At 55.1% G+C, this 14,415-nt stretch carries 11 protein-coding genes; 1 reads left to right on the top strand and 10 read right to left on the bottom strand.

Translation table 11 applies throughout. The features are described from left to right. Positions 1-240 precede the first annotated feature (240 nt). From mukB to cmoM, 4 genes are read right to left on the bottom strand one after another with little or no spacing between them, the layout of a single operon-like run. A complete protein-coding gene (gene mukB / locus OGV79_RS14695) occupies positions 241-4,710 on the bottom strand; it encodes a chromosome partition protein MukB (protein WP_112002303.1) in 4,470 nt (1,489 codons plus the stop codon). Further along, positions 4,710-5,414 (bottom strand): chromosome partition protein MukE, encoded by a 705-nt coding sequence (gene mukE, locus OGV79_RS14700; protein WP_024130476.1) that lies wholly within the window; start codon positions 5,412-5,414, stop codon positions 4,710-4,712. Before mukE ends, mukB begins: the two co-directional genes overlap by 1 nt. Next, complete coding sequence (mukF, locus tag OGV79_RS14705; RefSeq protein WP_058668967.1) at positions 5,395-6,717, bottom strand: chromosome partition protein MukF; 1,323 nt, start codon at positions 6,715-6,717, stop codon at positions 5,395-5,397. The genes mukE and mukF overlap by 20 nt, the downstream gene beginning before the upstream one ends. Before the next feature lie 3 nt (positions 6,718-6,720). Further along, positions 6,721-7,500: a tRNA uridine 5-oxyacetic acid(34) methyltransferase CmoM gene (cmoM, locus tag OGV79_RS14710; RefSeq protein ID WP_286468641.1), complete on the bottom strand. Its 780-nt coding sequence runs from the start codon at positions 7,498-7,500 to the stop codon at positions 6,721-6,723. A 135-nt stretch (positions 7,501-7,635) separates the two neighbouring features. On the opposite strand from cmoM, the gene elyC reads away from it, so the two are divergent. Then, the gene (gene elyC, locus OGV79_RS14715; RefSeq protein ID WP_047457766.1) at positions 7,636-8,415 is read left to right on the top strand and encodes an envelope biogenesis factor ElyC; all 780 of its coding nucleotides are present in this window, start codon (positions 7,636-7,638) and stop codon (positions 8,413-8,415) included. Here elyC and OGV79_RS14720 read toward each other — a convergent pair. The 6 genes from OGV79_RS14720 to msbA form a co-directional block, all read right to left on the bottom strand. After that, positions 8,392-9,285, bottom strand: coding sequence for a YcbJ family phosphotransferase (locus OGV79_RS14720; protein WP_012133006.1), 894 nt, complete (start codon positions 9,283-9,285; stop codon positions 8,392-8,394). The genes elyC and OGV79_RS14720 overlap by 24 nt on opposite strands. A 154-nt stretch (positions 9,286-9,439) precedes the next feature. Beyond that, a complete protein-coding gene (gene kdsB / locus OGV79_RS14725; protein ID WP_012133008.1) occupies positions 9,440-10,186 on the bottom strand; it encodes a 3-deoxy-manno-octulosonate cytidylyltransferase in 747 nt (248 codons plus the stop codon). Then, the gene (gene ycaR / locus OGV79_RS14730; RefSeq protein ID WP_012133009.1) at positions 10,183-10,365 is read right to left on the bottom strand and encodes a protein YcaR; all 183 of its coding nucleotides are present in this window, start codon (positions 10,363-10,365) and stop codon (positions 10,183-10,185) included. The genes kdsB and ycaR overlap by 4 nt, the downstream gene beginning before the upstream one ends. Positions 10,366-10,416: 51 nt before the next feature. Then, entirely contained in the window at positions 10,417-11,649 is a 1,233-nt protein-coding gene (locus OGV79_RS14735; RefSeq protein ID WP_200028589.1) for a winged helix-turn-helix domain-containing protein, read from the bottom strand. 43 nt (positions 11,650-11,692) lie between these two features. Then, a complete protein-coding gene (gene lpxK / locus OGV79_RS14740) occupies positions 11,693-12,670 on the bottom strand; it encodes a tetraacyldisaccharide 4'-kinase (RefSeq protein WP_199971427.1) in 978 nt (325 codons plus the stop codon). Continuing rightward, complete coding sequence (gene msbA, locus OGV79_RS14745; RefSeq protein ID WP_012133012.1) at positions 12,667-14,415, bottom strand: lipid A ABC transporter ATP-binding protein/permease MsbA; 1,749 nt, start codon at positions 14,413-14,415, stop codon at positions 12,667-12,669. Before msbA ends, lpxK begins: the two co-directional genes overlap by 4 nt.

A 14,415-nucleotide genomic window follows, 5' to 3' on the forward strand; every position in this document is an offset into this window, starting at 1 on the left:
ATAGCCAGGTTGCCCGCTCACATTGGGTAAAAACCTGAAAACGCCAATACCTTCTGAAGTATGACGAGCAAGCCTGCTTACTCGTCAGGCTTACCTTCAGTATATAAACATCAAAAAGGTTTTGCCTAACCTAATGTAAAGAAGTTTAAAGAAAAAGCACCTGGTGTAAGGTGCTTTTCAGACTTCTATTGATCGATTTTATGATGAAAAAAGACGGCGCGAAGGCCGTCTTCATCTTACTTACCCGGCGGCCTGCGACGAGGCATCTTCGGTGCCAGTGCCAGGTAGGGTCTCCGGCAGTTGTGGGGCGAAGCCACGCAGTCCGACCACATGAACGTGTTCGGTATTGTGGAAAACCTTACGCACCAGCTTATAGGTGGTGCCTTTCTCAGGGCTGATGTTTTCCGGCGCTGCGATGATAAGCTGCATTTGCAGACGTTCGCACAGTTCGAACAGCGTCGCGATGGAACGCGCATCCAGACGCGCAGCCTCATCAAGGAACAGCAGGCGGCATGGGGAGATATCTTTTCCGCGCAAGCGGCGGCCTTCGTCTTCCCAGCTTTGTACTACCATCACCAGAATGGACATCCCGGTACCAATCGCTTCACCGGTAGACAGCGCGCCGGACTCCGCACGCAGCCAGCCGTCTGAACCACGGTTGACCTCGACTTCCATCTCCAGATAGTTACGGTAATCCAGCAGCTCCTCGCCAATGGTCTGCGGCGTACGCTGCCCCATATCAATCTGCGGATTCAGGCGCTGATACAGCTTCGCCAGCGCTTCAGAGAAGGTCAGGCGGTTGCTGTTAAACAGATCCTGATGCTGCTCATGCTGTTCGGAAAGAACATCCAGCAAGGTCGCATGCGTTTCCCGCACGTTAACGTTGAGACGCACGCTGTTCACCTGACCGAATGAGACGTTTTGCAGTCCCTGGTTCAGCATACGAATACGATTTTGTTCGCGCTGAATCGTCTTACGAATAATGTTCGCCACGCTGCGCGAGCTGATCGCCAGCTTCTGTTCGCGGGAGGTCAACTCTTCCGTCAGGCGACTCAACTCAATTTCCATCTGTTCGATGGCCTCAACCGGGTCATCGGTACGGATGATATCCTGGCGAATACGCTCCCGCAGATGCTGGTAAACCGCCACGAAGAACTGGATCTTACGTTCCGGTCGTTTTGGATCTTCCGACATACGTAATACATCACGCAGGTGTTCGTTATCCGCCACCGCCAGACGCAACGCACCCAACGCCTTATCCGACATGGAGCGAAGTTCATCTGCCGACAGATAAGCCAACTCGCGACGATGCAAACGGCGCTCTACCCCGTTATCTTTCACCATCCGCATCACCGCGCACCACCCGGCTTTCGCGGTGACCACCTGCTCGCGCATTTCATGATAATCGCGTTCCAGTTTGCGCAGTCTGCGGGTCAGGTTATCCATCTCCGCTTCACAGAAGGTCAGCGCTTTTTCCAGCTGGTTACGACGTGAGCGGTTATTGCTCAGTTGCGTATGCAGTTCGTCACGGCGGATACGCGCGCGCTCTTCCGAACCGCTGTCGGCGCGCACGCCGATATCCTGTAATTCACGTTGCAGGTCGCCCAGCAGCTCTTTCTTGGTGTCATACGAGCTTTTCAGTGAGGCCAGAACCTGATTGTACTGGCTGAGTTGCGCGGCATGACCGCGTAACGCTTCACGGGCACGGGTACGCTCGGCTTCCGCCTGTTCCAGACGCTGACGCAGTTTTTCGTTCAGATCGCTGTTGCCGCTCAGCATTTCGGCTGAGTCGGAATAGCTGAAGTGCGCCCGACGCTGTACGACCTCGGTCAGCGCAAAAGCCTGCTGACGCGCATCCCGCTGCGTTTGCTGGGAGTATGCGTAATCTTCTTTCAGTTGCTCAAACTGTTCGGGATCGTTTTGCAGAACCGAGACGATCGGCTCCAGTTTGGCTAACTGATTACCGTGTTGCTGTATAAAACGCGCCGCTTCCTGCGCATCATCCAGACGTTCCTGAATTTCATCCACGCGGTCAGCCAGCGTGTCGTCCGCCAGCAGGTTCAGGCGCGGCAGTAAGCGGTTCAGAGCGGAGACCCCCTCTTTCGCCTGTTCAAACTGAATACGCTGCTGCTGGTTGTCGTTTTCATGCGTAGCCAGCGCGCGTTCCAGTTCAACGCGACGGCCATTCAATTGGCGAATTTCCGCTTCCGGGTCGGCCTCAAACGCGACCGCCAGATGGCTGCCGATAAAACGACTGAACGCCTGATGCAGACGCTGAGTTTTCTGCACGTCGAAGGACAACGTCGCAAAGCGTTCAGATAGCCCTTCGCGCTCAGCATGCAAACTTTCAATACGGTTTTCACGCGCGGCGCGACCAAAGATCGGCACCGTCGGGAAACGGGAATAACGCCACTGACGCTCGGCGGTTTTCACCACCACCGCGTTTTCCAGCTCATCAACGCTGAAGACGCTGTCATCGAACGACTGCGGGTCCCCTTCGATGAAATAGAGATCTTCCGGGCAATCCGTCAGCCCTTCAAGCTGTTCGGCGATCAGCGACAGATCCGGCACCACGATAGCATGACGGGACGGGCCGTACAGCGCGGAGAAGTACGGCGCGTCTTCGAAGCTGACGTCATCATAGATTTCCGACAGCAACACGCCGCCAAAACGCTCCGCCAGCGCGTTCAGACGCGAGTCTTCCGAGCCGCCCGGCTGGCTTAAACGTTCAATCTCTTCGTCAACCGCGTTCTTACGCGCGCCAACTTCGTCGCGCTCTACAATCGCTTCACGCTCGCGCTCCAGCAACTGTTGCAGATACTCGGTTACATCCTGGCTGGAGGTAAACTCTTCGCCGCTCTGTTCGCACAGCTGATTCAGACTGTTTTGCGCCGCCAGCCAGATCGGGGCGCGCTGCATTAAGTGCTGAATGCGGGACTGGAGTTGCTCCTGCTCCTGACGCAGCGTCATACGCTGTTCATGGGCGTTAGAAACGCTATCCGACAGGGCGGCGATGCGGGCTTCCAGCTCCTGGTGCAGCGCTTCCAGCTCATCAATGTCGAAATGTTTGCCCTGACGTTTACAGAATTCCGCCAGCAGGCGTTCAGCTTCCTGCTGTTCGCGCAAGCGCTGTTCCAGTTCACTCAGACGCATACGCAGCGGCTGAACCTGCTCCGCCAGGTGACGCTGTTCCACGCCTTCGCGCAGCAGGTCGCGCGCCACGCTCCAGGCTTCATTACGCGCCAGCGGGCCATTAATGGCGGCCACCAGCTGATATGCCTGTTCAAACTGACTGTGCGCGGTTTGCGCCACGCTCATTTTCTGTTCCAGCGAAAGCAGTTTTTCCGTTGCTTCCTGCTCTTTCGCCTGGAACGTTTCCAGCCATTCTGCGGCGCTGTCCGCCGTCAGGTCAGGCAGATGACAAAGCGCTTTGGCGCGGTCGAGCGCCTGGATCGCCTGGTTGTACTGAATCGCGCGCGTCTGCTGCACATCCAGCGCCTGCTGATAGTCCGCCAGTTGGCTTTTCAGTTCATCCACTTCCAGCTCGGCGGCTTCCGCACGGGCTTCGTTCTCTTCCTGCATGTCGGCGGCTTCGGCCACCACTTCATTTTGCTCTTCGAGACGAATTTGCAGCTCATCGAGATCCGCTTCGTAGCGCTCGATCTTCTCCTGCTGGCGCAGCGCGGTCTGCACCAGGTTCAGGTGGTCGCTGGCGGCCTGGTAATCCGCTTCCAGATCCCCTTCCGCACCATTGTGCTCGCCCAGTTCACGCGCCATGTCGACGTGTTTGTACTGTTCCGCCGCCAGTTGCTTACGCGATGTGTACAGCTCGCGACGAAACTCCAGCGCTTTATCCAGATGAACCCGGCGTTCGTTGGCGTGGCGCATGTAGTCCGCCGCCACGTAGTTAGTGGCTTCGCTAATCAAATGCTTGAACAGGTCACGATCCGACTGGGTTACGCGGATCGCTTCCAGCGTCATACGGTTTTCACGCAGCGCGGCTTCCATATCCTGGAACGCTTTACGCACGCCGCTATTTTCCGGCAGCAGGTAGTCACGCAGGGAACGAGTAATCGCGCTGGAGATCCCGCCGTACAGCGAGGCTTCAATCAGACGATAGAACTTGCTGCGATCGGACGCAGAACGCAGACGGCGGGCAATGATGCCTAGATCGAACATCAGCGAGTGATAATCGGTGATCGAGTTAAACTGCTTAAACTGCACGCCTTCCATCGCATCGAGCTTCTCTTTCAGCTCCGCGAGGGTCAACACGCGCGCCTGGCGCTCGTTCAGCGTTTCCGTCACCAGCTGCGTCGGCTGCACCGACATCGGCAAGCCCTGAATGGCAAACGGTTTGATATCAACTTTGCGATCGCGTCCGGCGACCTGCTGCAAACGTACGCCCACCACAACACGCTGATGGCGGGAATTGAGGACGTCGAGCATGGAATAACAGACGCCCGCTTTCAGCTTACCGTGCAGGCCTTTATCGCGCGATCCGCTGGTGGCCCCGGCTTCCGTGGTGTTACGGAAATGCAGTAAGGTTAAGTCCGGGATCAGCGCCGTGACGAACGCCGCCATCGTGGTGGATTTACCGGCGCCGTTCCCGCCGGACAGCGTGGTGACCAGCTCATCGAGGTCAAAGGTGCGGGCAAAAAAGCCGTTCCAGTTAATCAGCGTTAGTGAGCGAAATTTACCGCGTTCAATCATTATTCTTCCTCTCCACTGTCCGGCTGATTCTCTTCGGTCTCATCGTTGAGTTGCAGGTGATTTTCAACCGGCATGGCTTCCCCATCGCGGATTAAGCGACGCTGCGCTTCACGCGGATCGTCACCGGTACGCACATCCGCGCCAAAGCGGAACACCGATTCCGTGATGCGGAATTTGCTGCTGTCATGGCCCATAAACCACACCATCCCTAAGCGACGCAGACGGTTTAACGACGAGCGCACCTTCTCCTGTAGTTTCTGACGATCCACGTCAGACCCCGTTGAGCGGTTGTTGACCAGTTTCAGCAATTTGGCTTCGTCTGTCAGGGCGAGCAGCTCATCGTACAGTTCCTGCTGGGTAAAAATCCCCTCATTCGCCAACCGCTCCGGGCTGAGATAGAGATAGCAGAGGATTTTACCCACCATCATGTCCAGTTCAGACAAGACAGAGCGCGGGATAATCGTCGTGGAACGCGGGCGCAGGTAGAAAAAACCCTCCGGCGCGCGAATCAGTTCGACGTTATAGCGACTGTAAAACTCTTCCAGATACTCCTGGAAATCCATCAGGAAGGCATGATTATCCAGCTCATCCAGACCGATATGTCTGCCGGAGCGTAATGCGCTATCCAGCGCCGGAAATAACGGGTTTGCCAGCGCCTGCGCCAGCTTAACCGGCATCACTTGTTCAATATTTGTCAATGACATGCGCCTGTACCTTGGCTCCGTAATCATTAATCGGCTGCCATTTGGCTGGCAGTCCGGTGAAGTCTGCTTGCGCTACGCCAAGACGTACCGCCTGATCGATAACAATACGCGCCACGTCGAAGTGACGCGCTCGTGGGTATTGCGCCAGATATTCGCGCACTACCAGGCCGAGATCCAGTGGGGCTTGTCTGGATTTATAGATAGCCAGCTGTTCTTCGATGATCGCCGCCAGTTGTTCGCGGATCTCGTTAAATTCTTCATATTCCAGGTCCGGCGGCAGTTCGCCGGTCACCTCTTCATCGCGCAGCGCCATCTCTTCATCGCGCATATCCAGCAGACGATCGGCGTTGGCATAGGTCAGCGCCCACGGCTCATCAAAATAGCTCTGGATGGACTGGCGCAGTCGCTGGGCAAAGACGCGGTTTTTATCCATATCAATCGCAGTACGGATAAATTTGTGTACGTGTCGGTCATAGCCAATCCACAGGTCGATGGATTGCTGACCCCAGCTAATAATGCGGTCGAGTTTGCTTTGCAGATCGAACACCAGACGATCCACAAAATGCAGGTCGTCATGCGCCATCGTGGCGTCCTGGATGCGTAACAGATTAGCCTGTAATTTATCGCCAGCCGCTTCAAGCGTATCCTGCAACTCACGCAGCGTGCCGGATGTTTCAGAAAGCAGCAGTTCGCAACTCGAAATCGCCGCGCGCCAGTCTTTGTTCAGCAACTGCGCAATGTCGTCTTTTACCTGCTGCTGCTGCTCATCCATGATGCGCTGGGTCAGGTCGATGCTGTCGAAAATTTCCGCGACCGAATATTTCAGCGGCGCATAAACGTTGCGATGCCAGTGAAATTCGTCGCCGCCCTCATCTGCCGCATCCGCCGCCCGCTTCAGTTCACCCGCGACAATGGATAGCTGCATGGAAAGGCGCAACGTGGAAAACTCACGCTGGCGGATGTAGTAATCGGTAATGCCAATCCCGAGCGGCGTCAGGCGATAAATGGCGTTGCCTTCCGCTTGCTCGCTGGTAAAGCGGTTCAGCAGACGTTGACGTACCATATCGTTGATCGCGTTGTTGGCGCGCACGCCGATGGTTTCGCTGGTTTGCTCAAACGCATCACTGACATGGCGGAACGCATCCACCAGTTCGCCTTCACTCATCTCCCCGTCCAGGCGCTCGCCGTTCAGCGTGGCTACCGCCAGCAGGAACGAAAGTCGGTCTACCGGCAGAGAGATGGAAAAGTCATTTTTTCTGGCCCAGGCAACCAGTTCGGGGACTGTCTGGGAAAATTCACTCATAAGTTATCCTTGCATCTGCGGTTTGCGCGCGGTGACATGAATGTAGCGGCCAAGGCTAATATACGGCTCCTGGCGGCAATAACGCGTTTCTAATTCAACTAACATCTCATAGCAGTCACGCTGTTGATGCTTCTCACGCAGATAATCATGAAATACGCGTACGCCGGTCTTACCGGTAATCTGCCAGCCAATATCTTCCAGCCACTGATAAACCTGCTCGGGTTTACGTGGATAGTCTGGCGAAAGCGTACGCTTTTTGCGTTTTGGCATCCCCACCTGCACATAGTCAAAGTTCCCTGCCACCATGTTATGCATCAACAGGCCGTTAGCATTGTAGAACATTAACGACAGTGCTCCGCCGGGACGCAAAACTGACCAAAGCGTCTCTAACACGCCGACCGGTTCCGCCACCCACTCCAGCACAGCATGAAACAATATCAGATCAGCGGAGGTTTCCAAATGCGAAGCGACATCCTGAACGGCGCATTGTATAAAATGCATGTTTCCGCTCACACCTTTTGCTTCTGCCGCCTGCTGCGCACGCGCGATCATCTCGCTGGACAGATCGCACAATGTAACCTGATGCCCACGCTCCGCCATTTTGATGGCCGTTTGCCCCTCTCCGCCACCAGCATCCAGGATGTGCAGTTTTCGCTCGCCGAATTCCGCCAGCAACCGATCAAGATCCTGCCACAGAATCGCCTGTCGCAGCTGTCCTTTAGTGGTTCCGTAGATGTTACGGGAAAACTTTTCAGCAATGTCATCAAAATTGCGGTCCCGCATCGGACTCTCCACAGGCTGGCTCAGGTGTGCTTTTAAAAAGAAGCTATTTTGTCATAGTCGCGGCGATATTTAACCTGTCTGGTGTAATATCCCTGCTGATCCCCTGCTGTATGGTCAAAAAAGGAACCAAAAAGGATGCTTTTTACTCTGAAGAAAGTGACTGGCGGTCTGTTGCTGCCGCTTCCCTTTATGCTGCTCATCATGGGCGTGGGGCTGGCGCTGGTATGGTTTAGCCGCTTTCAGAAAACCGGGAAGGCGTTTATCAGCCTGGGATGGCTGGCAATATTTCTGTTAAGCCTGCAACCTGTTGCTGACCGTTTACTCAAACCGATTGAAGACAGTTACCCCACCTGGCAGGGAACGCAAAAAGTAGACTATATCGTGGTGCTGGGCGGCGGCTACACCTGGAACCCCCAGTGGGCGCCCAGTTCAAATCTGATCAATAACAGCCTCCCACGTCTGAACGAAGGCGTACGCCTCTGGCTGGCCAATCCGGGATCGAAACTGATCTTTACGGGCGCGGCGGCAAAAACCAATCGCGTGAGTACGGCAGAAGCGGGCGCAAGAGTGGCACAATCGCTGGGTGTGCCGCGCAGCGACATCATCACGCTGGATCAGCCAAAAGATACCGAAGAAGAGGCGGAAGCGGTGAAACAGGCCATCGGCGATTCCCCTTTCCTGCTGGTCACTTCCGCCTCCCACTTACCGCGCGCCATGATATTCTTCCAGCATGTTGGGTTACATCCGCTGCCTGCGCCAGCCAATCAACTGGCGATAGATTCACCGTTAAATCCGTGGGAGCGAGCAATTCCCTCCCCGGTATGGTTGATGCATAGCGATCGCGCCGGTTATGAAACGCTGGGGCGCATCTGGCAGTGGCTGAAAGGCGCGTCAGGCGAGCCAGGGCAGCAGTGATTTTGTCGCGAGGTCAAAGTTGGAGCGGCTAAAACGCCCGGTATTGACCAGCTGCGCGACTTCGTCCCATAACACATAAAGCCAACGCCGCCAGATGAACGATTCCGCCACTGGCGCGTGTTGCAGATAATGCCAGAGCAACCCTTCCGCCAGCGCATTGTCCATCAGCCGAAACAGTTCATACTCTCGTGGCGCCCACAGCATAACGCCAGGCCCTACCATCGCCAGAAGCTGATCGCTGCGGGCATCTTTCAGCATACTGCGCAGGCTAAAATTGCCGTGGATGAGCACGCAATTATCATTAAATCCTTCAAACAGCGCAGGCAGGCACTCCCGGGTACGAAACAGAATGCGTTTATCCTGCATGGTTAACCCGGTGTTGTTGAACTGGTTTAACGTCGTCCATAGCACTTCAACACGCTGGCGATACCAGGACGGCCAGATATTTTCCTGCGTATGATCCACCGCGCCCACGCAACCCCGGCTGTCCTGTCGATGCCAGGCTAACAACCCTTCTACAATCTGATCCTTCAATTGCTCCCAGCGCTCAGGCGTGCGGGCGGGCGCTTCCACAGAGACGCCACGCAGACGCTCCAGCAGCAGGACATCAGGCCCGGGGTGTTCCTCATGCGTCATCACGCCATAGACAACCGGCATGCGTACCGTGCCGCTACGCGCCAGCATGGTCGTTTTCCATGCCAGTTGCTGCGCCACACCAGGGGTCGTAAAACTTCTCGCCATTAGCGGCATCGGGTTTCCCTGACTGTCGTACAGCGACCACAAGGCCGTATCCGCCTTTTCACTCACGCACTCTATACGGCTGAGTTTTTCGCCCAGCAGATGACTCAGTTCGGCTCGCAGCTGTTCCATTTCAGATTGCCCTCATAAACGCCACTGCTTTTATAATGAGCGCCGTATGGACAGATGTCACCCGGATGAGATCAATTGATGAAAAGAAAAATGAAGGGAAAATCGTAACGATACGACACTCCTCCCATTTGTGAGAGGAGTGCGATAGCGGATATCAGCGCATTTCGGCGCGAACGCGCTCAAGATCTTCGGCTGTATCAACGCCCGTTCCCGGGACTTCTTTGGCGACGGCAACATGGATTTTTTCGCCATACCACAGCACACGAAGCTGCTCCAGCATCTCAATATGCTCAAGCGGGCTGGGCTGCCAGTTCACGTAGCGGCGAATAAACCCGGCGCGATAGCCGTAAATTCCCAGATGGCGCAGGAACGTGTCGCCCACGGTCTCAAGGCTTTTCGCAAAACGATCGCGATCCCAGGGGATCGTCGCACGCGAGAAATAAAGCGCATAGCCTTCAGCGTCCAGCACAACTTTCACTGCATTAGGATTAAAAGCTTCTTCAGCACCGTGAATCGGCGCCGCCAGCGTCGCCATACCAACCTGGCGCTGCGCCAGGTTTTCCGCCACCTGACGAATAATCACCGCCGGGATCATCGGCTCATCGCCCTGCACGTTCACAATAACGGTATCGTCGCTAAAACCGCATTTTTCAACGACTTCCGCCAGACGCTCCGTCCCGGACTGATGGTCAGCGCGCGTCATGCAGACTTCCCCACCCGCCGCTTCTACCGCGCGAGCGACATCTTCATGATCCGTCGCGACAATAATGCGTTCAGCGCCAGATTCGCGCGCGCGTTCCAGAACATGCACGATCATCGGTTTGCCGTTGATATCCAGTAAAGGCTTACCGGGCAGACGCGTGGACGAAAAACGAGCGGGAATAATGACCACAAAACTCATGATTTACTCTCATCAGCAGTAATGGAACGCGCTTCCGTTTCCAGCAATACCGGAATGCCATCGCGCAATGGGAAAGCCAGGTTATCCAGTTTGCAAATCAGTTCTTGTTTTTCCTGGTTATACCAGAGTTTGCCGTTGCATACCGGGCAGGCAATGATTTCAAGTAGACGATGATCCATAGTTCCTCCAGATGGACCGGATTGTGAATTCATCAATATTAACATAATCGTTTATGAGACCGCGTCTATTTCCCAGCCATGACGATTTTCTGCAAACAAGGCGGATGGGCAGTTCCCTAGCGTGACGCGGCTGGCCTGTTGCCAGCGAGCGAACGCATTAATCGCCTGTAACAACCCTTTTTGCAGCGTCGGGCCCGGTTTAACCCCCTCCTGCAACCAGAGCGAGATGACTTCCAGAACGCCCGTTTTGCGATGCATTTTGGCATCCATGCGCCCAACCAACTGCCCCCGATGCAGCAGCGGCAAAACAAAATAGCCGTACTGGCGTTTAGGCGCCGGGGTATAGCACTCCAGGCGGTAGCTAAAATCGAACAACTGCTCTGCCCGTTTCCGGTCCCAGACGACGGGATCAAAAGGGGATAAAACCGCGCTATGCGTAGCGGTGAGCTTATTGTTCAGCGCCTGCTCCAGTAGCGGCAACAGATCGGCGTGTAGCCACATTGCCCCCAGCCTGTCGGCCTGAACGGGAACCAGTTGCCCTTGTTCAACGCGGATATCACGCCACGTTTTCACTTCAGGTCGCCGCAGGCGATAGTAATCCGCCAGCCACTGCTCGCGAAAAATCCCCAGACTGCGCGCGCTATTATCCAGCATGGCGATTTCTGCTTCTGCCTGCGACAGTAAATCGCGTTTATCGTCCCAGTGCGGCATCACGCGTTGCGTCAGGTCATACACGCGCTGAAAGTTGCGCCGTTCTACAACCATGACTTTCCCGGCAGTGAACAATCCTTCAAGATGGCGCTTATGCGGCTTCCATTCCCACCATCCACTGGCGCCTTTGCGTGGATGCGCAAAATCCGCTGAGCGCACAGGGCCGTTATGATGAATATGCTGGATCAACTGCGCGATCTCATCGGCATGTTCCTGCATCCACGATGCTTTGTACTTCCAGCCCATCTTCTCAGGCGCCAGCATACGGTGACGAATTAGCGTAAAGTCGCTACGCGGTAAGAAACAGGCCTCATGCGCCCAGTATTCCATGAGTTCGCCACGCGACAACGAGTCGTCCAGCCACTGTTGCGGGTAGTGGCCCAGACGGCTAAACAGCACCAGATAGGGGCTGCGCGCCACAACGTTGATCGTATCGATTTGCAATAAAGACATGCGCGAAATCGTCGCGAGAATATCCGCAGGCAATGCCTGACGGCGGGGCTTTTTCAGCAAACCTTGCGCAGCAAGATGGAGATGACGAACATCCGTAAGAGAGAGATGCGGCAACGACATGTATAACTCCGGGAATCGTTCGCTGCCGCCACATCAATTTGTGCTAGCGAGCCAGCGAGATGAGTTGTTCAAGCAGTGCGTCAGGTTGTTCACCCGACAAACGCGCGTCTACAGGTAAATACCACCAGTTGTCCTCGGCAAATCCCCGGCATTTAACGGCATCTTTTTCCGTCATGACCAGCGTTTGCCCGTCGGTTACTAACGCCTTCACATCGTTAGAGGCGAGAGACTGATGATCGGCCAACGGAACGCATTTCTGTAGCGACGCCCCACACGCTTCGAGCGTAGCAAAGAAACGTGGAGGATGGCCAATCCCCGCCATCGCGACAATGTTGCTTAACTCCGCGACATGACGGCGCTCACCGGTGCATAAATTGACCGCCAGCCCTGGCGCCAGCTGCATCGGAATTTCTCCTGGTCTGGCAACGCCGCCGTTGACGATCACCGCATCTACCGATTTAAGCCGGCTGGCGCGCTCACGCATCGGCCCTGCGGGCAACCACCAGCCATTGCCAAACCGACGCACGCCGTCGATGACAACGATTTCAATATCGCGCGCCAGACGATAATGCTGTAGCCCGTCATCTGTCACGATAATTTGTACATCGTGACGCGCGAGAATCGCTTTTACTGCGTCTGAGCGAACCGGCGAGACAGCGACAGGCGCGCCGGTTCGTTGATAGATCAGTACCGGCTCATCGCCCGCTTCCGCAGAGGACGTTTGTGGAGTAAGCAACAGCGGATAAGACGCCGCTTTACCGCCATACCCCCGCGAAACAACCCCTACGCGAATGCCGCGCTGTTGCAGTTGCTCGACCAGCCAGATAACGACCGGCGTTTTTCCGTTGCCCCCCGCCGTAAGGTTCCCGACGACAACAACTGGCACCGGCGCACGCCAGGCGCGTTTAATTCCCAGCCGGTAGCACAAGCGAATCCCCCCACTCACCAGGCCATACAGCCAGGAGAGTGGGAGCAACAGACGCCACAGGGGCGATTCACCAGACCAGATGCGGGCGATCATTGGCCAAATTGCATTTTATGCAGTTGCGAATACACACCGCGCTGCTCCAGCAATTCGCGATGGGTTCCACGCTCAACAATAATCCCGTCTTCCACCACGACAATTTCATCAGCTTGTTCAATCGTTGAGAGGCGGTGCGCGATAACCAGCGAAGTACGGTTTTTCTGCAACTCATCCAGCGCGGACTGAATCGCGCGTTCGGATTCGGTGTCCAGCGCAGAAGTGGCTTCATCCAGAATCAGGATTGGGCTGTCACGCAGCAACGCACGGGCAATCGCGATACGCTGACGCTGACCACCGGAAAGCAGTACGCCGTTCTCGCCGATAACCGTATCCAGACCGTCATCCATCTTGCTGATAAAGTCCATGGCATACGCCATACGCGCCGCTTCTTCAATTTGCTCGCGGCTGTACTCTTCAGTACGCGCATAGGCGATGTTGTTCGCAACCGTATCGTTAAACAGGTGCACATTCTGCGAAACCAGCGCGACCTGATTACGCAATGAAGACAGGGTATATTCACGCAGATCGTGTCCATCCATCAGGATATTCCCTTCATTGATGTCGTAGAAGCGCGTGATCAGACTGGCAATGGTTGATTTACCTGAACCGGAACGCCCGACCAGTGCAACCGTCTTACCCGCCGGAATATGCAGATTGATATTGCGCAGCGCAGGCGTTTCACGCCCCGGATAGGTAAAGGTCACATTGCGGAATTCCAGATCGCCCGTCGAACGTTCAATTACGCGTTTGCCTTCGTCTTTCTCTTGCTCGCTATCCAGAATAGCAAACAGCGTCTGGCATGCCGCCATACCACGCTGGAACTGCGCATTGACGTTGGTCAGCGATTTCAGAGGACGCATCAGGGCAATCATTGATGAGAATACGACGGTAATCGTACCCGCAGTCAGGCTATCCATTACGCTCGGGAAGCTAGCCGCATAGAGAACAAAGGCCAGCGCCAGAGACGCGATCAGCTGAATGATCGGATCAGAGATGGATGATGCAGACACCATTTTCATCCCTTGCAGACGCATTTTATTGCTGACTTTGTCAAAACGCTTCGTTTCAACTTCCTGACCGCCAAAGATAAGCACTTCTTTGTGGCCTTTCAGCATCTGCTCTGCACTGGTGGTCACCTGCCCCATCGTGTTCTGCATGTTTTTACTGATGCTACGAAAACGCTTCGATACCACGCGAATCGCAATAGACACAACGGGCGCCAGAATGACCAGAATGATCGACAGTTGCCAGCTGTTATAGAACATCATGATAAACAAAGCGATGATCGATGCACCTTCACGCACGACCGTAATCAACGCCCCGGAAGACGATGACGCAACCTGTTCTGAGTCATAGGTAATACGAGAAAGCAGTGTCCCCGTTGATTGTTTATCAAAGAATGCAACAGGCATCCCCATCATATGACCAAACAGACGACGGCGCATGGTCATCACCACTTTGCCCGATACCCATGAAATACAGTAGCTGGAAATATAGCTGGTGATACCACGTAATATCATCAGGCCAATAACCACCAGCGGCATCCAAAGCAGCACCGATCGATCTGTTTTACCAAAACCATCGTCCAGCAATGGTTTGAGGAGCGATAACATAAAAGCATCGCTGGCCGCATTGAGGATCAACGCGACACCCGCCACGATCAGCCCAGTTTTGAAAGGCGCAATGGTAGGCCACAGTCGGCGGAACGTCTGCCACGTAGAGAGATCTTTATCGTTATGCAT

It is taken from the genome of Citrobacter sp. CK185 (genome assembly GCF_030333565.1).
GTDB classification, from domain to species: Bacteria; Pseudomonadota; Gammaproteobacteria; order Enterobacterales; family Enterobacteriaceae; genus Citrobacter_B; species Citrobacter_B koseri.